Annotated in this window: 16 protein-coding genes; 6 read left to right on the plus strand and 10 right to left on the minus strand. The window is 66.8% G+C overall.

Translation table 11 applies throughout. The annotated features are described in order from the left end of the window. Positions 1-34: 34 nt before the first annotated feature. A complete protein-coding gene (locus PYV55_RS10140) occupies positions 35-1,954 on the minus strand; it encodes a bifunctional metallophosphatase/5'-nucleotidase (protein WP_275850667.1) in 1,920 nt (639 codons plus the stop codon). A 103-nt stretch (positions 1,955-2,057) separates the two neighbouring features. After that, entirely contained in the window at positions 2,058-3,953 is a 1,896-nt protein-coding gene (locus PYV55_RS10145; protein WP_275850715.1) for a putative bifunctional diguanylate cyclase/phosphodiesterase, read from the minus strand. A gap of 123 nt (positions 3,954-4,076) precedes the next feature. Here PYV55_RS10145 and purU point away from each other — a divergent pair, with 123 nt between their 5' ends. After that, positions 4,077-4,937, plus strand: a complete 861-nt coding sequence (gene purU / locus PYV55_RS10150; protein ID WP_275850668.1) for a formyltetrahydrofolate deformylase — start codon at positions 4,077-4,079, stop codon at positions 4,935-4,937. Between the two features lie 195 nt (positions 4,938-5,132). Here the strand turns inward: purU and PYV55_RS10155 are convergent, their stop codons facing one another. After that, complete coding sequence (locus tag PYV55_RS10155; RefSeq protein ID WP_275850670.1) at positions 5,133-7,139, minus strand: acetyl/propionyl/methylcrotonyl-CoA carboxylase subunit alpha; 2,007 nt, start codon at positions 7,137-7,139, stop codon at positions 5,133-5,135. Between the two features lie 11 nt (positions 7,140-7,150). Beyond that, complete coding sequence (locus tag PYV55_RS10160; protein WP_275850672.1) at positions 7,151-8,725, minus strand: carboxyl transferase domain-containing protein; 1,575 nt, start codon at positions 8,723-8,725, stop codon at positions 7,151-7,153. A 181-nt stretch (positions 8,726-8,906) separates the two neighbouring features. On the opposite strand from PYV55_RS10160, the gene PYV55_RS10165 reads away from it, so the two are divergent. Both PYV55_RS10165 and PYV55_RS10170 read left to right on the plus strand, forming a co-directional pair. Beyond that, entirely contained in the window at positions 8,907-10,433 is a 1,527-nt protein-coding gene (locus tag PYV55_RS10165; RefSeq protein ID WP_407066790.1) for an acyl-CoA carboxylase subunit beta, read from the plus strand. Positions 10,434-10,548: 115 nt separating this feature from the next. Then, positions 10,549-11,133 (plus strand): TMEM165/GDT1 family protein, encoded by a 585-nt coding sequence (locus PYV55_RS10170; RefSeq protein WP_275850676.1) that lies wholly within the window; start codon positions 10,549-10,551, stop codon positions 11,131-11,133. 161 nt (positions 11,134-11,294) lie between these two features. On the opposite strand, the gene PYV55_RS10175 is transcribed toward PYV55_RS10170, so the two are convergent. After that, a complete protein-coding gene (locus PYV55_RS10175; RefSeq protein WP_275850678.1) occupies positions 11,295-11,495 on the minus strand; it encodes a hypothetical protein in 201 nt (66 codons plus the stop codon). On the opposite strand from PYV55_RS10175, the gene PYV55_RS10180 reads away from it, so the two are divergent. Beyond that, positions 11,494-12,999: an FAD-linked oxidase C-terminal domain-containing protein gene (locus tag PYV55_RS10180; RefSeq protein WP_275850680.1), complete on the plus strand. Its 1,506-nt coding sequence runs from the start codon at positions 11,494-11,496 to the stop codon at positions 12,997-12,999. The genes PYV55_RS10175 and PYV55_RS10180 overlap by 2 nt on opposite strands. Positions 13,000-13,122: 123 nt before the next feature. Here the strand turns inward: PYV55_RS10180 and PYV55_RS10185 are convergent, their stop codons facing one another. The 4 genes from PYV55_RS10185 to PYV55_RS10200 form a co-directional block, all read right to left on the minus strand. Next, complete coding sequence (locus PYV55_RS10185) at positions 13,123-14,805, minus strand: methyl-accepting chemotaxis protein (RefSeq protein ID WP_275850683.1); 1,683 nt, start codon at positions 14,803-14,805, stop codon at positions 13,123-13,125. Between the two features lie 45 nt (positions 14,806-14,850). Further along, positions 14,851-15,300, minus strand: coding sequence for a chemotaxis protein CheW (locus PYV55_RS10190; RefSeq protein ID WP_275850685.1), 450 nt, complete (start codon positions 15,298-15,300; stop codon positions 14,851-14,853). A gap of 248 nt (positions 15,301-15,548) precedes the next feature. Next, the gene (locus PYV55_RS10195) at positions 15,549-16,844 is read right to left on the minus strand and encodes a DUF445 domain-containing protein (RefSeq protein ID WP_275850688.1); all 1,296 of its coding nucleotides are present in this window, start codon (positions 16,842-16,844) and stop codon (positions 15,549-15,551) included. Positions 16,845-16,916: 72 nt separating this feature from the next. Then, positions 16,917-18,053, minus strand: a complete 1,137-nt coding sequence (locus PYV55_RS10200; protein ID WP_275850690.1) for an aminotransferase class V-fold PLP-dependent enzyme — start codon at positions 18,051-18,053, stop codon at positions 16,917-16,919. Here PYV55_RS10200 and PYV55_RS10205 point away from each other — a divergent pair. Beyond that, a complete protein-coding gene (locus PYV55_RS10205; protein WP_275850692.1) occupies positions 18,052-18,339 on the plus strand; it encodes a hypothetical protein in 288 nt (95 codons plus the stop codon). The two genes, PYV55_RS10200 and PYV55_RS10205, sit on opposite strands and share 2 nt — an antisense overlap. A gap of 274 nt (positions 18,340-18,613) precedes the next feature. Then, positions 18,614-19,108 carry an outer membrane protein assembly factor BamE domain-containing protein gene (bamE, locus tag PYV55_RS10210; RefSeq protein ID WP_275850694.1) on the plus strand — a complete coding sequence of 165 codons (495 nt, stop codon included), beginning with the start codon at positions 18,614-18,616 and terminating at the stop codon, positions 19,106-19,108. 108 nt (positions 19,109-19,216) lie between these two features. Here bamE and PYV55_RS10215 read toward each other — a convergent pair. Beyond that, positions 19,217-19,518: HRDC domain-containing protein (locus PYV55_RS10215; protein WP_275850696.1), on the minus strand; the 302-nt coding region annotated here is incomplete at its 5' end.

Here is a 19,518-nt window from a genome sequence, read left to right on the forward strand (position 1 = left end):
GCGACAGAAGCCACGCGCACCCCCGCCCAGCGCATCAAGGCAGCGTCACCCCGGCCTTGGTGACCACCTTCTGGTGCGCATAGTCGCCGCGCTGCGGGCGGCTCAGCGTGCCTTTGGCGAGCACGTAATCGACGAAGCTCTGCGTGTAGAGCAGGTAGGTGTTGACGTAGCGGCCCGCGGCATAGGCTTTGCCCAGCGTGGTGTAGCCGTCCTTGCCCGAGGCTTCGTAGTCGTTGGTCACGAGCACGTAGGTCTTGGCCGGGTCTATGGGCGCCCAGGCGCCCGTGGTTTTGTTGCGCACCTGCACGTTGGCAAAGCGCTGGCCCTTGGGCTGGCTCATGTCCAGGTCCCAGCGCAAGCCCGAGGCATAGGGGTGCGAACCGTCGGACTGCTTGTTGTCGAGATGGTTGGCCACGCCGTCTTCGAGCGCGGCGACCACATCGGCGCCGGTCAGCTCGAGCTCCACGAGCACGTTGGTAAAGGGCAGCAGTGTGAAGGCGGTGTTCATGTTCAGCGGCCCCGCCGGGATGGCGATGCGCACGCCGCCTGCGTTTTGCATGGCGAAGTCGGCGCGCTTGCTCGCAGCCAGGAAGGCGTCGGCCACCACCTGCGCGGCGTCGCTGCCGCGCGCGAGCGTGTTGGCGCTTTCGCAACCGGCCACGCCGGCGCTGCGGTTGGTCGCTTCGCCGGGCACGCGCACCAGGCACAGGGCCTCACTGGCGCTGCCTATGGCCTTGGCCTTTTCGGCGCTGACCTGGCTGCTGAAGGTGGCGAGCGTCTGCGCGGCCTGCGCGTCGGGGGTGAGCACCTTCACGGCCGGGTTGGCGGCGAGCTTGGCGATCAGCGCCTGGCGGTCGGCGTCAGCCAGCGGCTGCCAGGCGCCCGTGCTGTCCTGGCGCTTGAAGCTGTCGCCGATCAGCAACGAGGCCTGCCCGCTGCACTTGTCCACGCTGCCTTGCGCGTTGAATTCGACGTGCATGAGTCCGCTCGCCTTGGCGTATTCCCAGGCCTGGCCTATGCACACGGTCTCGCCCGATTTGTTCTTGGCCACCGTGGGGTAGGCGCCGGCGCTGCTCTGGCCCAGCGACTGGAAGTCGCCCAGCAGCGTGTGCGAATCGCCGCCGATGATCACGTCCACGTCGGTGAGCTTGGCCGCGAGCGCCTTGTCGTTGTCGTAGCCCAGGTGCGTCATCAGCACGATGTGGCGCACGCCCTTGTTGCGCAGCGTGTCTATGGTCTGCTGCGCTGCGCTGGCTTCGTCGAGGAACTGCGTGGTCGGCAGCGGGCGCGAGGAATTCGTCGTCTTGTCCTTGGTGGTCAGGCCGATGATGCCCACGTCCACGCCGTCGATGTTGCGAATCAGGTAGGGCTGCAGATAGGGCGTGCCAGCGCTGGGCGCGAGCGCGGTGCCGGCCTGCGGCACGATGTTGGCCGACAGCGCGGGCGTCTTGCAGCTGCTGCCGGTGGGCCGGTTGGCCGGGTCCCACAGATAGTCGAGGAATTGCTTGAGCTCGGCGTCGCCGTCGTCGAACTCGTGGTTGCCGGGGATGAAGGCGTCGAAGCAGATGCTGTTCATCAGCTGCGCGTCGGCCTGGCCCTTGAAGAAGGTGTAGTAGAGCGTGCCGGTGAGCGCGTCGCCCGCGTGCAGCTTGAGCAGGTTGGGTGTGCCCGCGAGCGACTTGAAGAACGCCGTCTGGCGCGCAAACCCGCCGAGCTCGACCTGCGTGGCCACGCCGTCGAGCTGCAGCTGCGTCGCGGCAAACGGATCGAGCTGCGAATGGTGGTCGTTGATGTGCGCGATGTTGAGCGACAGCGGCTTGTAGCTGGGGCTGCCGCCATCACCACCGCAGGCGCTCAGGCCGAGGGCGGCGCTGCACAGCAGCGCGAGCGCCAGCATGCGCGGGGCACGGCGGCGAAACGGGGACAACGCGGGAAGGGATGGCTTGTTGGTCATGGCGCGCAAAGCTTGGGTTGGTAATGCACCCAATCCTTGCGCACCACGATGACGGCGGCGTGAAAGAAAATGCTGTGGGCTCGCCCCACTGCCGAATTCAGGCTCAGCACCCCGCTTCGGCGCGCAGCAAGGCCTCGAACTCGGCTGCGGGCACGGGGCGGCTGCGCCGATAGCCCTGGTAGCTGTCGCAGCCCTGCGCGCGCAGGAATTCGAGTTGCTCCACGGTTTCCACCCCTTCGGCGAGCACGCGCAGGCCCATGCTGTGGCCCATCGCGATGATGGCAGCGCTGATGGCCATGTCGTCCTTGTTGTGGGGGATGTCGCGCACGAAGCCCTGGTCGATCTTGAGCACCTGGATCGGGTAGCGCTTGAGCTGCACGAGTGACGAGTAGCCGGTGCCGAAGTCGTCGATCGCCAGCTGCACACCGAGCGCGCGCAGCTGGTGCAGGATGCGCAGCGCGTGTTCATGGTTTTCGGCGAGCGCGCTTTCGGTGATCTCGAGCTCCAGCTGCGCTGCGGCAAAGCCGCTTTGCGCCAGCGCCTGCGCCACCGCGGCGGGCAGGTCGCTTTGGCGCAGCTGGCGCGGCGAGACGTTCACCGCGAGCGTGATCTCGGGCAAGCCCGCGGCGCGCCAGGCCTGCCCCTGGCGGCAGGCCTCGGCCAGCACCCAGGCGCCCAGCGGCACGATCAGGCCAGAAACTTCGGCCAGCGGGATGAAGCGCGCAGGTGCAATCAGGCCCTCGTCGGGGTCGAGCCAGCGCACCAGGGCTTCCGCGCTCACGATGCGGCCCGTGGCGATGTCGATCTGCGGCTGGTAGTGCAGCACGAGCTGCCCTTGCTGCAGCGCCTGGCGCAGGCGCGACTCGAGCGTGAGGCGCTCGCGCGCGGCCTGCGTCATTTCCTCGGCGTAAAAACACCAGGCGCCGCGCCCCTGCGCCTTGGCGCCATAGACGGCGGCGTGCGCACCCTGCAGCAGCGCCGTGGCCGTGTCCGCATGCCCCGGGAACAGGCAAATGCCCACGCTGGCGCCACACTCGACCTCGAAACCCTCGGGCGAGCGCCAGGGCACGGCCACAGCCGCGATCAACTGGCGCGCCACGGTGGCGGCCTCGTCGGGGTGGCGCAGATGGCGCGCCACCACGGCGAACTCGTCGCCCGCCATGCGCCCCAGCAGGTCGTCCGGGCGCAGCACCGACTGCAGCTGCTGCGCGATGTGGCGCAGCACCCGGTCACCCACGGTGTGGCCGTAGCTGTCGTTCACGTCCTTGAAGCGGTCGAGGTTGACCTGCAGCACGGCCAGGCGCTCGCCACTCGTGCGCGCCAGCTGCACGGCAGCTTCGAGCTGCTGCACCAGCCACAGGCGATTGGCCAGGCCCGTGAGCGGGTCGTGGTTTGCGAGGAACTCCATGCGCTCGTGCTGCGCCTTTTCGGCAGAAATGTCGCTGAACACGCACACATAGTGCGTGACTTCGCCCGCGGCGTTGCGCACCGCGCTCAACGACATGTGCTCGGGGAAGATTTCACCGTTTTTGCGCCGGTTCCAGATCTCGCCCTGCCAATGGCCCGTGCCCAGTATTTGCGCCCACATGGCCTGGTAGAACGCCTGGTCGTGCCGCCCGGACTTGAACAGGCGCGGCATCTGGCCCAGCACCTCTGCCTCGGTGTAGCCCATGAGGCGCGTGAACGCCGCGTTGACCGAGAGGATGCGGCTGTGTGCATCGGTCACGACCACGCCCTCGACGGTGTGATCGACCGCTGTGTGCGCCAGGCGCTGGCGCTCCGCGCTGCTGGCGCTTTCGGCCTGCGCCTGTTGTGCGCGCCGCAGCAGCACGCCGGCCAGCAGCGCCGTGAGCAGCACGTACAGCCAGCCCTTGATGGTCTGCCAGCGCGTGAGCTCGGCGGTGTTGCCAGCCCAGCGCTCGAGCAAGGCGTCACCCACATAAATCCAGAGCGCGCCCAAGACGAGGTACAGCAAAGCCCCTCGCCAGGGCGCGAGCATGCGCGGCGGGCGGGACGCGCCTTCGTCTGCGTTTGCGGCGGTGCTGCGGGATGGTTTCATTTCCACTGTCTGTCTGCAAAAGCAAAAGGTTCGCGCACGCGGGGCTGCGACAATCGTGCGCTTATGACCCCTTCCGCGAACCCAACCTATATTCTCACCCTCTCGTGCCCCGACCGCAGGGGCTTGGTGCATGCCGTCTCAGGGTTTTTGCTCGAGCACGGCGGCAACATCGAAGAAGCCGCGCAGTTCAACGACCACGCCACGGGCCTGTTTTTCATGCGCGTGCAATTCGCCTGCGACGCGCACGAGCCCGCGCAACTGCAAGCCGACTGGACTGCGTTCGCCGAGCCCTACCAGATGCGCTGGGGCCTGCACGCCGCAGCCGCGCCCATGAAGACCGTGCTCATGGTCAGCCGCGAGGGCCACTGCCTCAACGACCTGCTGTTTCGCCACAAAAGCGGGCTGCTGCGCCTGGACATCCGCGCCATCATCAGCAACCACCGCGACTTTTACCAGCTGGCCGCGAGCTACGACGTGCCCTTTCACCACATCCCCGTGACGGCCGCGACCAAGCCGCAGGCCGAGGCGCGCCAGCTCGAAATCATCGAATCCGAAGGCGCCGAGCTCGTGGTGCTCGCGCGCTACATGCAGGTGCTCTCCGACGCCCTGTGCACCAAGCTCGAAGGCCGCGCGATCAACATCCACCACAGCTTTTTGCCCAGCTTCAAGGGCGCGCGCCCCTACCACCAGGCGCACGAGCGCGGCGTCAAGCTCATCGGCGCGACGGCGCACTATGTGACGGCCACGCTCGACGAAGGCCCCATCATCGAGCAGGACGTGGCGCGCGCCGACCACACCGACACCGTGGAAGACCTCGCCGCGCGCGGGCGCGACACCGAAAGCCTGGTGCTCGCGCGCGCCGTGAAGTGGCACAGCGAACACCGCGTGCTGCTCAACGGGCACAAGACGGTGGTGTTTCGCTGAGCCTCGTGTCGGAGTCCTGCGCCCGCCTCAGGCACCTTCGGATCGCGCCAATTTGATGGTCAAAATGCCTTTTTACGCTCATGGATAGAGCGTAAGCAGCTCATTTTTTTGATATACCCATGCACCGCGTGCGGGCTGCCATGCAAGCCGGATGGGGCGTCCGCTCCACCGGCCTGCTGGCGTAAGTGAGCGGCCTCAGGCTTCCTCGTCCGGCTCTATCACCGCGACGATGGCGTTGCGCTCCACCGTCTGGCCGCTCTGGCAGTGGATGGCCGTCACGGTGCCTGCGCATTCGGCGCAGATGCGCATTTCCATCTTCATCGATTCGAGCAGCGCCACCACGGCGCCTTTTTCGACATGGTCGCCCACGGCGGCGTTCACCTTGAGGATCAGGCCCATCATCGGCGCCTTGAGCTCGCCGCTGGCCTGCGCCGCCGCGCTGATGTACGACAGGTAGGGCACGGCCTGGAACGCATGAACGCCCTGGCGGTCGTGCAGGTACAGCGTGTCGCCGTCCTGGTACAGGCGCACGCGCTCGCGCCGCGCCGCAACGATGGCCAGAAATTCATCCCCGCCCACGGGCTGCAACGCCACGCGCAGGCTGTCGTCGCCCACGCCTATGCACATGCTGCCGTCGGCCTGCAGCGGCGCAAAGCGGATCGCCACGCTGCCGCCCGTGTATGCCATGTGCAGGCTGGGCGCGGCGCTGAGGCTTTCGTCGCCCGTGCCCAGGCTCCAGCCGCTGGAGCCCCAGCCTTGCCACAATGGCTGGAGTTTGGATGCGGCATTGTGGCGCTGCGCGTAAAGCCAGTAGTAAGCCGCGAGCGCGAGCGTCTGGCGCGTCTGCTGCGCGGCGCGCAAGTCCCAGCTTGCGATCTGCTCGTCGATCAGGCGCGTGTGAAAGCGCGCGCTGCGCGTCTCGGGCAGGTCGATCAGGCGCTTGAGGAAGTCGCAGTTCGTCGTCACGCCGAAGATTGCTGTGTCGTCGAGCGCCAGGCGCAACCTGTCGAGCGCGGCGTCGCGCGTGTCGGCGTGCGTGATGAGCTTGGCGAGCATGGGGTCGTAGTAGGGCGTGACTTCCATGCCCGCCTCGATGCCGGTTTCCACGCGCACCCCCGCGCCCGGAAAGCGCACCTGCACGAGCCGCCCCGTGGAGGGCAAAAAGCCCGCCGCCGCGTCTTCGGCGCAGATGCGCGCCTCGACCGCGTGGCCGTGCAGGGGCACGTCCTCCTGGCGCAGCGGCAGGCCCTCGCCCGCAGCGATGCGCAGCATGAGCTCGACGATGTCCAGGCCCGTGACTGCTTCGGTCACGGGGTGCTCGACCTGCAGGCGCGGGTTGACTTCGAGGAAGTAATAGTCCTCGCCGCCGACGATGAACTCCACCGTGCCCACGCCGCGGTACTTCAGGCGCTGGCCCAGGCGCACGGCGTCGGCCGTCATGCGCGCGCGCAGCTCGGGGTCGAGCCGGGCCGCGGGCGCTTCTTCGATGAGCTTCTGGTGACGGCGCTGCAGCGTGCATTCGCGCTCGAACAGGTGGATCACGTGGCCCTTGCCGTCGCCCACGATCTGCACCTCGATGTGGCGGCCGCGCTCGACCAGCTTTTCGACGATCAGGCCGGCGCTGCCGAACGAGCTCTTGGCTTCGCGCATGGCGGCGTCGATCTCGTCCTCCAGCCCCGCGAGCTGCGCGATCGCGCGCATGCCCTTGCCGCCGCCGCCGGCCGCGGCCTTGAGCATCACGGGCAGGCCGGTCTGGCGCACCAGCGCGGCGATTTCGGCGCGGTCTTCGCTGGGCGTGAGGCTGCCGGGCACCGTGGGCACGCCTGCGGCCTGCGCCTCCTGCTTGGCCGCAGCCTTGTCGCCCAGGCGGTCTATGACCTCGCCCGTGGGGCCGACGAAGACCAGGCCCGCGGCCTCTACGGCGCGCGCGAACGCGGCGTTCTCGGCCAGAAAGCCGAAGCCCGGATGGATGGCCTGCGCGCCCGTGGCCTTGGCCGCGGCGATCACCGCGTCCATGCGCAGGTAGCTCTCGGACGCCGGCGCGCCGCCGATGTCGATCGACTCGCCGATCTCTTTCACGTGCAGCGCGTCGCGGTCGGCCACCGAGTGCACGCCCGCCACTTCCACGCCCAGGCGCCGGCAGGTGCGCGCGATGCGGCAGGCAATTTCGCCGCGGTTGGCTATCAGTATTTTCTTGAACATGAAAACGGCCCTCACATGCGATAGACGCCGTAGCGCGTGGGAACTTCGGGCACGCAGCCGGCCAGATCGAGCAGCATGCCCATCACGGTGCGCGTCTCCACGGGGTCTATGACCATGTCGCACCAGGTGTGGCGCGCGAAGTTGTAGGCGTTGGCAAAGTCTTCGAAGGTCTTGCGCACGGGGGCCTTGTAGGCTTCGCGCTCCTCGTCGGTCCAGCTCGTGCCGTCGCGCTTGTGCTGGTCGTCTTTGACCATCGCGAGCGTGGTCGCGGCCTGCTCGGGGCCCATGATGGCGGCGCGGCCGTTGGGCCACATGAGCATCGCGTTGGGCTTGAACGGGCGCCCGCACATCGCCAGGTAGCCCGCGCCGTAGGAGCCGCCGATGATCAGCGTGTATTTGGGCACGTTGGCGCTGGTCATCGCAGTGATCATCTTCGCTCCGTGCTTGGCGATGCCGGCCTCCTCGGCCTCGCGCCCGACCATGAAGCCGTTGATGTCGGCCATGAACAGCAGCGGAATGCCGCGCTGGCAGCACAGCTCGATGAACTGCGTGGCCTTCATCGCGCTTTCGGAAAACAGCACGCCGTTGTTGCACAGGATGCCGATCTCGAAACCCATGATGCGCGCAAAGCCGGTGATCAGCGTGTCGCCGTAGCCGGGCTTGAACTCGTGCAGCTCGCTGCCGTCGATCAGGCGCAGCACGATCTCGCGGTTGTCGGTGGGAATGCGCGGGTCGGCGCTGATGATGCCGTGGATCTCGCGCGGATCGTGCAGCGGCGCGCGCAGCGGCGCCACGTCGCGGCGCTGGCGCGGCAGGTCGCCGAGGTTGGCGACGATGTCGCGCAGCATGGCCATGGCGTGGTTGTCGTTTTCGGCCAGGTTGTCCGCGGTGCCGCTGAGCGTGGTCTGGCGCTCGGCGTCACCGGCGGCCAGCGCAGGCTCGGGGCCGAAGGCCAGCGCGCCTTGCTTGCGCACCATCACCACCTGGTCGCACAGCGCGGGTGCAAACGCCAGGACGTCGGCCGCCGGGCCGTGCACGCTCGCGATCTGCGGCACGCCGTCGCGCGACATGCGCAGCTGGCAGTAGTAAATGGAGCCGAACTGCCCGTCGTCGGGAAACACGCCGGGTTCTTCCTTTTCAGCCGGCGGCGCGGGCTGTGCGAGCGTGATGCAGGGCAGGCGGTGCTGCCAGGCAAAGCGCAGCGCGCGCACGTGCTTTTTGCAGGTGATGGCGTTGTAGCTGCCGCCATCGACGCTCGCGTCGTTGGCAATCACCATGCACGGCCGCCCCGCGACCACGCCCACGCCCGTGACGATGGCCGCGCCGGGCGCCTGCCCAGGGTACAACCCCTCGCCGCCGAGCTGGCACAGCTCCAGAAACGGCGAGCCCGCGTCGAGCAGCGCCGCGACGCGCTCGCGCGCGAGCAGCTGCTTGGCCTGGCGCAGCTTTTCCTGCGCGGGCAGCGGGCCCGCGGCCAGCGCCGCGGCGCGGCGCGCGTGCAGGTCGGCGATGCGCACCTCGTAAGCGGCCTGGTTGGCCTGAAATTCGGGCGAACCCGTCGAGAGCGAGGATTTCATGACGCTCATGACAAACTCCTCTCGGGCCGGAAGGCGCCGGCAGCAATAGGCGCGACGTGGGGGGCGCTGCGGTGGTGGTTCATGGCTGAAGGGCGTAGGTGAAAAAACTGCGTTGCAAAAAACAACCGAAGGTATGTAAGATAACAAACATTTGTTAGTTCACCAAGCCCAAGCCATGACTTTGACTGCACTGCCCACGATCGCGTCCCAGGTCGCCACCGACGATCCGGCCTTCCAGCAACGGTGCGCGGCCTACCAGCGCCACCTGGCGCAGCTGCAGGAGCGCAGCGCCGAGGCCTTGCAGGGCGGCAGCGCCAAGGCGCGCAAGCTGCACCAGGATCGCGGGCAGATGCTGCCGCGCGAGCGCATCACCGCGCTGACCGACCCCGGCACGCCGTTCATCGAGCTCGCCCAGCTCGCGGGCGCCGACATGTACGAGGGCGTGCCGCCGGGCGCAACCATCATCACCGGCGTGGGCTGGGTCTGCGGGCGCGCGTGCATGCTGATCATCAACGACGCCACCGTCAAGGGCGGCACCATGTTTGGCATGACCACCAAAAAGCACACACGCGCGCAGCTGTTTGCCTGGCAGCACCGCCTGCCCTGCATCACCATGGTGCAGTCGGGCGGCGGCTTTCTGCCCGATCTGGCCAACATCTTCCCCGACGAGGGCCAGGCCGGCTCCATCATGTACAACCAGGTCAAGATGTCGTCCGAGGGCATCGCACAGATCGCCATCGTGCACGGCCCCTCGACCGCGGGCGGCGCCTACATCCCCGCGCTGTGCGACGAGGTGGTCATCATCCGCAAGCAGGGCGCGATGTTCCTCGGCAGCCCGCAGCTCGTGTTTGCCGCGACCGGCGAGGTGATAGGCATAGAACCCCTGGGCGGTGCCGAGATGCACAGCCGCCTCTCCGGTGTGACCGACCACATCGCCGACGACGACCGCCACGCGCTCGAGATCACGCGCCACATCGTCGCGCACCTGGGCGAGCCGCCGCGCCTGCGCTGGACGCGCGCCGAAGCAGAACCACCGCGCCACGACCCGGCCGAGCTCTACGGCCTGGCGCGCACGCACGCCGACGACCCTTACCACGCGCACGAAATCATCGCGCGCCTCGTCGATGGCAGCCGCTTTCAGGAGTTCAAGCAGCTGCATGGCGAGACGCTGGTCACCGGCTTTGCGCACATCGAGGGTATCGAAGTTGGCGTGCTCGCGGGCAACGGCGCGCTCACGGCGCAGGCCGGCGCCAAGGGGGCGCACTTCATCGAACTGTGCGGCCAGCGCGACATCCCGCTGCTGTTCCTCGTCGATTCACCGGGCTTTCTGTCGGGTGACGAGTCTGAACGCCAGGGCGTGGGCAAGCACGGCGCCAAGCTCATGAACGCCGTGGCCAATGCCGACGTGCCCAAGTTCACGCTGATCACCGGCCACGCCTGGGGCGCGGCCTACTACGCGCTGTGCGGGCGCGCGCTCAAGCCCAACGCACTGCTGATGTGGCCCAATGCACGCGCCGCACTACGCGCTCCCATAGGCGCTCCCACGGGCGCGGCTGGCGGCGCGGCCGAATATGCTGGTGCCATGGACTGGGCACGCCAGCTGTGGTGCGACATGGTCATAGACCCCGTGCAGACGCGCCCCGTGCTCGCCGAGCTGCTCGCCATGGCCGGGCGCACCCCCGCCAAGGACACGCAGTACGCAGTGTTTCGCATGTGAACGGCTGAAGCCTGCCGCGGGGGCAGGTGCGCGAGCGCGTTTGCGCGCACGACGCACGGAACCTTTACGATCCGCGCCTTTCACGCAAAGACAAAGATCGTCAAAGGCTCCCACCATGTTCCTCGAGTCCCTGCTGGTTTCGACCGGCGTCGTCGCGCTTGCCGAAATCGGCGACAAGACGCAGCTGCTCGCCTTCCTGCTTGCAGCCCGGTTCAAAAAGCCGGCCCCCATCATCCTCGGCATCCTGCTGGCCACCATCGTCAACCATGGCCTGGCGGGTGCGCTCGGCGCGTGGATCACCGCCCATGTTCGCCCCGAAGTTCTGCGCTGGGTGCTCGGGCTGTCCTTCGTCGGCATGGCCGTGTGGACGCTGATCCCCGACGAGATGGAAGAAGACGGCGCCCACGTGGCCCAGCGCCTGGGCGTGTTCGGCGCCACGCTGGTCACCTTCTTCCTGGCCGAAATGGGGGACAAAACGCAGATCGCCACCGTGGCCATGGCGGCGCACTACGGCACACCACTGCTGGTCGTGGCCGGCACCACCCTCGGCATGCTGATCGCCGACGTACCCGCCGTGTTCGTGGGCGACAAGCTCGCGGCCAAAATCCCGATGAAGCTCGTGCGCGCGCTCGCCGCCGCGGTTTTTGCCGTGCTGGGCATGGCCACCCTGCTCGGCGCCGGGGCGAAAATTGGCTTCTGAGCCCCTAGTGCAGTGTTCGACACTATCTGCGACATCAAACCGCGTCTTTTCGGCCCGGGCCGCGTTGCAAATCCTCGCGATACCACCCGGTATCGCTGCGGTTTGCGCCTTGCCCAGACCAAAAATCCATCGGCTTTATTTGTCGCATCAAGCATCAAACACTACACTAGCAGCCTGTCGGACTTTGGAATCGTCGGCTGCGAATGCGCCGCAGCGGCCCATTTTTTACCGTCTTCTTGCCCCATGGTCCCGCCATGGGGCGGCGAATCCGGCAAAAACTGGCCTCGCTGGGGCGCATTCTCGCAATCGACGCCCAAAGTCCGACAGGCTGCTAGTCTGACCACTCCGCCCGGCCACGCCATGCACTCCCCCTCCACCCCGCCCCCCTCCATCCTGTCCGCCGAGCGCCAGCAGCGCCAGGTCGAAGTCGTGCACGCCCTGCAGCGCGTGCTGCCCGCGCACATGCTGCTGTGGCACAGCGAAGACACCACGCCCTACGAGTGCGACGGCCTCACGGCCTATCGCCAGCGCCCGCTGGTGGTGTGCCTGCCCGAAACCGAAGCGCAGGTGCAGGCCGTGCTGCAGACCTGCCACGCGCTGCAGGTGCCCGTGGTGGCGCGCGGCGCGGGCACAGGGCTTTCGGGCGGGGCGCTGCCGCATGCCATGGGCGTAACGCTCTCGCTCGCGCGCTTCCACCGCATCCTGCACATCGACCCGCTTGCGCGCACCGCGCGCGTGCAGTGCGGCGTGCGCAACCTCGCCATCAGCGAAGCCGCCGCGCCGCACGGCCTGTATTACGCGCCCGACCCAAGCAGCCAGATCGCCTGCACCATAGGCGGCAACGTGGCCGAGAACTCGGGCGGCGTGCACTGCCTCAAATACGGCCTCACGGTGCACAACGTGCTGCGCGTGCGCGGCTTCACGGTGGAGGGCGAGCCCGTCGAGTTCGGCAGCGAGGCGCTCGATGCGTCCGGCTACGACCTGCTCGCCGCGGTGATAGGCAGCGAAGGCATGCTTGCCGTGACCACCGAAGTCACGGTGCGCCTGATCCCCAAGCCGCAGCTTGCGCGCTGCATCATGGCGAGCTTCGACGACGTGCGGCGCGCCGGCGAGGCCGTGGCCGAAGTCATTGCCGCCGGCATCATCCCGGCCGGGCTGGAGATGATGGACAAGCCCATGACCGCCGCCGTCGAAGACTTCGTGCACGCGGGCTACGACCTCGACGCCGCCGCCATCCTGCTGTGCGAAAGCGACGGCACGCCCGCCGAAGTGCAAGAAGAAATCGAGCGCATGACGCAGGTGCTGCTTGCCGCAGGCGCTACGAAAATCGCAGTCAGCCAGTCCGAAGAGGAGCGCCTGCGCTTTTGGAGCGGACGCAAGAATGCCTTCCCTGCGAGTGGCCGCATCAGCCCTGACTACATGTGCATGGACTCGACCATCCCGCGCAAACGCCTGGCCGACATGCTGCAGGCCATCGCCGCGATGGAGCGCAAATACCAGCTGCGCTGCGTGAACGTGTTCCACGCCGGCGACGGCAACCTGCACCCGCTGATCCTGTTCGACGCCAACGACCCCGACCAGCTGCAGCGCTGCGAGCTATTCGGCGCCGACATCCTCGAAACCAGCGTCGCCATGGGTGGCACCGTGACGGGCGAGCACGGCGTGGGCGTGGAAAAGCTCAACTCCATGTGCGTGCAGTTTTCCGCCGAGGAAAACGCGCAGATGCGCGCCCTCAAGGCCGCCTTCGACCCCGCAGGGCTGCTCAACCCCGGCAAGGTCATCCCCACGCTGCACCGCTGCGCCGAGTACGGCAAGATGCCGGTGCGCGGCGGGCAGCTTGCGTACCCGGAGCTGGAGCGGTTTTGAGGCGGGGGCGACGTGCGGGGGAGGGAATGGAAAAATTGGAATCCGAACCCAATTTTCCCAAAAAAGCGCCTCGTTGCCGAAACGCTCTTTGAGTTATCGCACGGATTCGGATTTTCCCCTCATTCAGAAGGATTCCCACTCGCTTTCGGAGTCGCCCTTGCGGGCCGCCGCGGGTGCTGGCGAAGTTGCCACAATCTGCTTCGGCGCAGCAGCCGCTCGCGGGGCCGGCATCTTGCGCTGGGGTGCTGGCTTTGCTGCCGCTGGGGCGGGCCGCGGAGCCGCAACCGACACCGGCCGCATACCGGATTCGCTGCCACTGAGCTTGAACACCGCCACCGTCTGCACCAGCTCCTGTGCCTGGCCTCTGAGGCTGTCGGCCGCAGCGGCCATTTCCTCGACCAGCGACGCGTTCTGTTGCGTCACCTGATCCATATTGGTCACGGCCTCGCCCACTTGAGACACCCCGGCGCTCTGCTCGGCACTGGCCGCGCTGATTTCGCCCATGATGTCGGTCACCCGGCGGATGGCGCTGACCACTTCTTCCATGGTCTGCCCAGCCTGATCCACCAGCTGTGAGCCGGCTTCGACCCGTTCGACGCTGGTGGTGATCATGGCCTTGATCTCCTTGGCGGCGGCCGCACTGCGTCCGGCCAGGTTCCTCACCTCGGAGGCCACCACGGCAAAGCCGCGGCCCTGTTCGCCGGCACGGGCCGCTTCGACCGCAGCGTTCAGCGCCAGGATGTTGGTCTGGAAGGCAATGCCTTCGATGACGCTGTTGATGTCGGCGATCTTCTGGCTGCTGTCGCTGATCTCTTTCATGGTGCCAACAACCTGGGCCACGACTTCGCCCCCTTTGACGGCCACTTGCGAGGCGCTTTGTGCCAGCTGGTTGGCCTGTTTGGCGTTGTCGGCGTTCTGGCGCACGGTGGAGCTGAGCTCTTCCATGGAGGCAGCGGTTTCTTCCAGCGAGCTGGCCTGGCTCTCGGTGCGGGCCGACAGGTCGGCGTTGCCCGAGGCAATCTCGATGCTGGCGTTGGCCACGCTTTCGGAGCCTTGGCGCACACTGGCCACGGTCTTGACCAGGCTGGCCTGCATCTCCTCAAGGCTGGTCATCAAGCGGCCTATCTCATCACCCGAGCGCACCACGATGTGCCCCGACAGATCGCCATGGGCAATGCGGCCCGCCACACCCACCGCATCCTCCAGCGGCCCGAGAATCGCCTGGCGCAGTCCCCAGAAGGTGGCCAACAGCACCAAGCCCCCCAGAGCGTTGAGGATGGACACAACCGTCTGGATGAAACTTGCCGCCTCAGCGACTAGCTTGGGGAAAAGCTCGGAGTTGCGCTTCACGGCTGTCATATCGGGACGCAAGCGCTCGACCAGCGCCGGACTCACGGAGAGGCCGGGCTCGGCCTCGATGATCTTTCGCATGTGCTCCAGATCGTCGATATCTTTGGTTGGCAAGTCGATGACATCACCGAAACCGATCAGGCGGAACAGCCCCTGCTCAATCTTGAGCAACTCGACATCAACCTGCGCGGCAAGCCATTGCCCACGCTCAATGGACTTGAGCAGGAAGTCTTTTTCGAGCGCGGAAGCCGAGCCACCGGAGGCAACCCCTTGCATTGCGTTGGCCATCTGCATGACCACCTCCAGGTGGTCCCGCTCAAGGCGGTGAAACTTCGCGGCCTTGCCAAGGTAGCGTCCGCCCAGCATCACCAGCAGAACCACCGCGATCACGGTCAGAAAACCAAAGAAAAACCTTTGGCGCAGGGTCAAACGGATCGAAGTCTTCAAGTTGTTCATGGCGTTTTATTTTGAAAGGTGGATTTGATTTGTTTTTCGAAAGGGTCAGGCGGCGCTGCCGAGCAACCCCATCTCGGCGCTGGAGAGCAGCTTGGCAATGTCCATCAGGATCAGCATGCGGTGCTGCCCGCCCTGCTCAATGGTGGCGATGCCCGTGATGTAGGCAGCGTCCACGCTGCTCTGGAAATCGGGGGCGGGTTTGATCCGCTCGCCCTTCAAGGCAATCACGTCCGACACCGCATCGACCACGACGCCAATGACCTGCTGGCCGATGTTGAGCACGATGGAGACGGTCAGGTCGTTGTAGGGTGCCTCGGGCTGGTTGAGCTTGAGGCGCAGGTCAATGATGGGAACGATCACCCCGCGCAGATTGAGCACACCGAGGATGAAGTCCGGCGCGTTGGCGATGCGGGTCGGCTCCGAGTAGCCGCGAATCTCCTGCACCATGAGGATGGGGCTGCCATATTCCTCGGCACCCAAGCGGAAAGGAGGCATTCGCCGCTGGTGGCGTGGCTGCCGGTTTGCATATGCTGGCTCATTGGGCACTCCTTCACGTGGGCCAAAGCAACCGTATTACCCGCACTGTCATAGCGCTCATTAGGCCAGCTACCAACACATTGGCGCCAAGCAACATGCGGATCATGATGTTGCAAATGGTATCACTAGCACACTTCGGGAAATTGTGAGGTCTGATTCCAATTTCTCCCCATCCGCTCCAGCTGCACATCCACGCAACCGCCCGCTCACCCCACAAACGCCACCCGCGCCGCCGCGTACAGCGCCCCCGCGTGCGACAGGGCGAACAGCAGCAGGCCGATCAGCCCGCCCACCAGCGTGCCGTTGATGCGGATGTGCTGCAGGTCGGGGCCGAGGTGCAGCTCCAGCAATTGCGCCATCTCGCGCGCGTCCCAGCGCTGCACGGTGCCTTCGATGTGCTGCGCGAAGAATTCGGACACCTCGGGCGCCCATTGCACGGCCCAGAGTTCGAGCTGGGCGTCGAGGCGCTCGCGCAGCAGTGCGTCGCCCGCAAGCGCGCGCCCGAGCCACTGGCCCATGCCGACGATGCGGCGCACGAGCGCCGAATGCTCATCGGCCAAGTCGCGCTGCAGGCGTGTGCGCAGCCCGGCCCAGAGCGACTCGACATACGCGCCCACCGTGGGGTCGGTCTGCAGATAGCGGCGGATTTCTTCGCCCCTGCGCCCCCACTCGGGGTCGCTTTGCAGCCGCGTGATCAGGCGCTGCAGCGCCTCGTCGAGCGCGTCGCGCAGCTGGTGTTCGGGGTTGCGCGCGATTTCGGCGAGCAGGCTTTCCACGGCGTGCGCGATCGCACTCGCGCCCTTGTCGCTGAGCCATTCGCTGGGCAGCACTTTTTCCTTGAGCGGATGTTCGCGCTTGAGCCATTGCACGAGGCTCGCGGCGATGAAGGCGCGTGTGTCTTCGGAGCGCAACAGCTGCGCGAGGCGCGCGAGCAGGTCGTCGAGCAGCGCCTGGTGCCGGCCCTCGTGCGTGAGCGCCTGCAGCGCCGCGGCCATGGAGCGCGTGAGGTCGATCTGGCCGATCAGCGTGCGCGCCGCGGCACGCATGAAGCGCTGCACCTGTGCGTCTTCGACCATCTCGAGCCCCGCGAGCGCAAGCCGCGCGAGCTGGCGCCCGAGCAGCTCGGCGTTCGCGGGCGTGTTAAGCCACTGCGCAAGCAGCGCCGTGGGCGGGTTGCGGCGGATCAGCGCCACGAGCGAGGGCGGATCGAGAAATTTGTCGCGCACGAAGCGCGCAAGGTTGCCGCCTATGCGCTCCTTGTTGCGCACCACGATGTCGGTGTGGCGCTGCAACAGCGGCAGCGGGATGCGGCGAAACAGCGCCGAGACGGCAAACCAGTCGGCCAGGCCACCGACGATCGCGGCCTCGGCCATGGCGCGCAGGCAATCCACGCCCAGGCTGCGCGGCAGCGCGTAGCTCGCGGCAAACAGCGCCGCCATCAGCACGAGCAAGGCGCCCGCCTGCCGCTTGGCTTTTTGCAGCGCGTGGGCCTGGTCTGTCACTTCGCAAAGCCCCTGGTGAACGCTACCAAAAACATATCGCCCAGCGCCTGAATGTCCGCGCGCAGCGCCCCATCACGCGGGGGCCGCGATGCGCTCAAGCGCCGCTGCCAGGTGGCCCACGGTGCGCTCGATGTGCTGCCACTTGTCGAGCCCGAACAGGCCCATGCGAAAGCTCATGAAGTCCGGCCCCTCGCCGCACTGCAGCGGCACGCCCGCGGCCGTCTGCAGACCGACTTCGGCGAACTTCTTGCCGTTTTGGATGCCCGGGTCGGTGGTGTAGCTCACGACCACGCCCGGCGCCTTGTAACCCTCGGCCGCAACGCTCGCAAAGCCGCGCGACTCGAGCAGCGCGCGCACCCTGGCGCCCAGTTCGATCTGCTCGGCACGCAGCCTGTCGAAGCCGTAGGCGCGCGCCTCGCGCATCACGTCGCGCAGGCGCACGAGCGCATCGGTGGGCATGGTGGCGTGGTAGGCATGTTGGCCTTTTTCGTAGCCCTCGGCAATCTGCAGCCATTTTTTGAGGTCGCAGGCAAAGCTGTTGCTCATCGTGCCCTCGATGGCCGCACGCGCACGCGCGCCCAGCATCACCAGAGCGCAGCACGGCGGGCCGCTCCAGCCCTTTTGCGGCGCCGAGATCAGCACGTCGACGCCCAGCGCCTGCATGTCCACCCACAGCGCGCCCGAGGCCACGCAGTCGAGCACGAACAGCGCGCCCACGTCGTGCGCGGCCTCGGCCACGGTGCGCAGGTAGTCATCCGGCAGCACGATGCCGCTCGCGGTTTCGACGTGCGGGGCAAACACCACCGCAGGCCGCTCGGCGCGGATGCTGGCGGCCACTTCCGCGGCCGGGCACGGCGCCCAGGGCACCTGCGCGCCCGCCCCCTGCTGGCGCGCCTTGCAGACGACGGCCTCGCCGGCAAAGCCGCCCATGTCGAGAATCTGGCTCCAGCGGTAGCTGAACCAGCCGTTGCGCACGATCAGCACCTTCTGCCGCTGCGCAAACTGCCGCGCCACGGCCTCCATGCCAAAGGTGCCGCTGCCGGGCACGATGACGGCCGATTGCGCGTGGTACACCTCCTTGAGCGTGGCGAGAATTTCCTGCATCGCGCCCACGAAGCGTTTGGACATGTGGTTGAGCGCGCGGTCGGTATAGACCACCGAAAATTCGAGCAGACCGTCAGGATCGACATCGGGCAACAGGCCGGGCATGGGTTTTTCTCCGTGCAAAACAGTGATGGCGATCAGCTTAGCATGGGCTGCATGTGGTGGTTTTTATATGGTTTTGATAGCTTCTTGCGCTTGCTGTACCTGCTCTAATGGCCAAAAACATGCTGAAATCCTGAAATTGGGGTCAGATTCCAATTATTGGGCGCAGGTGAAGGGGCTCAGGGCAGATGCCGGGATGTGCGCCCGGCGGCGCACCTTCTTTTCTTGTCTCGCCAAGAAAAGAAGGCAAAAGAAGGCGACCCTGCTGCCTGCGTCCCTGCCCGCCTGACGGCGGTCAGGGAAACCTGCGGTGCTCACGCCCAGCGGGGGCGCGCGAAACTCGCTGCGCTGCGCTTCGCTCAAACAATCGCGCGCCCTTTTCCCGCAGGGCGCTGCGCTCCTCGGCGCATACAGAAGGGCCAGGGGATACCATGCGGGCCATCGCTGCGCTCGGCCTTTTTGCAAGACAGCCGTCATTGCGAGCCCCGGAAAATTGCAGAAAATTGGGGCAGGTTCCAATGATTTGACAATGGTCTGCCCCCATCTTTGCAAGGATGAGCATGATGAAAACCTGGTTCTGGATCTCTGGCCTGGCTGTGCTGGTGACGCTCGGCCTGTTGGCGGGCTGCGACGAAAAGAACATTCGCGAACTCGAAGAAGGTGTGTCCACCGAAGCCGACGTGCGCGCCCGTTTTGGTGTGCCCGAGAAGATATGGGAAGACCCCGACGGCTCGCGCACCTTTGAATACAACCGCCAGCCCGCCGGCGCGAAGAACTACATGATCACCATCGGCCCCGACGGCAAGATGAGTGCCCTGCGCCAGGTGCTGGCGCCCCACGTCTTTGCCCAGGTGCAGCCCGGCATGACCGAGGAACAGGTGCGCCGCCTGCTGGGCAAGCCTGCTCAGCGCATGACCTTTACCCTCAAGCAGGAAACCGACTGGGACTGGAATTGGGTCGATCCGCCCAATCGGGAGATGGTGTTCACCGTTACCTTCGGACCCGACGGGCTCGTCCAACGCAGCGCAAGCACGGACAGGCAGCCGCACGGCGGATAGCGGCGCTGCGCAGCGCGTTTCGCGCACCGCCGGGCGCACGGCCTTTTGCTTCACAACGCCGCCAATCCTTGGAATCTGCCCCCATTTCGGGGTCAGTCCCCCATTCCCTCACCCCGCCTGGCAGACGCGCAGCACTTCCTCGCCGTAGGCCTGCAGCTTTTTGCTGCCCATGCCGCTGATGCCTTGCAGCGCTTCGAGCGTGGTGGGGCGCTGCTCTGCGATGGCGGCGAGTGTGGCGTCGTGGAAGATCACGTAGGCGGGCAGGTTGTGTGCGCGCGCGACTTCGGCGCGCCAGGCCTTGAGATTGATGAACCGTGCCTGCGCGTCGGGCCCGAGCGCGCTGGCGGCCGCCGGCGGGGCGGCGGGGCGGCGTGTGCGGCGCACGGCGGGCGCGGGCGCGGCGCTCGCGG

Origin of the sequence: Extensimonas soli, from assembly GCF_029211265.1 — a bacterium.
Classification (GTDB): Bacteria; Pseudomonadota; Gammaproteobacteria; order Burkholderiales; family Burkholderiaceae_C; genus Extensimonas; species Extensimonas soli.

Coding starts and splice junctions, on each gene's coding strand:
- PYV55_RS10140 (WP_275850667.1), bottom strand. CDS start 1,954: ATGACCAACAAGCCATCCCTTCCCGCGTTGTCCCCGTTTCGCCGCCGT.
- PYV55_RS10145 (WP_275850715.1), bottom strand. CDS start 3,953: ATGCTCGCGCCCTGGCGAGGGGCTTTGCTGTACCTCGTCTTGGGCGCG.
- purU (WP_275850668.1), top strand. CDS start 4,077: ATGACCCCTTCCGCGAACCCAACCTATATTCTCACCCTCTCGTGCCCC.
- PYV55_RS10155 (WP_275850670.1), bottom strand. CDS start 7,139: ATGTTCAAGAAAATACTGATAGCCAACCGCGGCGAAATTGCCTGCCGC.
- PYV55_RS10160 (WP_275850672.1), bottom strand. CDS start 8,725: ATGAGCGTCATGAAATCCTCGCTCTCGACGGGTTCGCCCGAATTTCAG.
- PYV55_RS10170 (WP_275850676.1), top strand. CDS start 10,549: ATGTTCCTCGAGTCCCTGCTGGTTTCGACCGGCGTCGTCGCGCTTGCC.
- PYV55_RS10180 (WP_275850680.1), top strand. CDS start 11,494: ATGCACTCCCCCTCCACCCCGCCCCCCTCCATCCTGTCCGCCGAGCGC.
- PYV55_RS10175 (WP_275850678.1), bottom strand. CDS start 11,495: ATGGCGTGGCCGGGCGGAGTGGTCAGACTAGCAGCCTGTCGGACTTTG.
- PYV55_RS10185 (WP_275850683.1), bottom strand. CDS start 14,805: ATGAACAACTTGAAGACTTCGATCCGTTTGACCCTGCGCCAAAGGTTT.
- PYV55_RS10190 (WP_275850685.1), bottom strand. CDS start 15,300: ATGCCTCCTTTCCGCTTGGGTGCCGAGGAATATGGCAGCCCCATCCTC.
- PYV55_RS10205 (WP_275850692.1), top strand. CDS start 18,052: ATGGGTTTTTCTCCGTGCAAAACAGTGATGGCGATCAGCTTAGCATGG.
- PYV55_RS10200 (WP_275850690.1), bottom strand. CDS start 18,053: ATGCCCGGCCTGTTGCCCGATGTCGATCCTGACGGTCTGCTCGAATTT.
- bamE (WP_275850694.1), top strand. CDS start 18,614: ATGAAAACCTGGTTCTGGATCTCTGGCCTGGCTGTGCTGGTGACGCTC.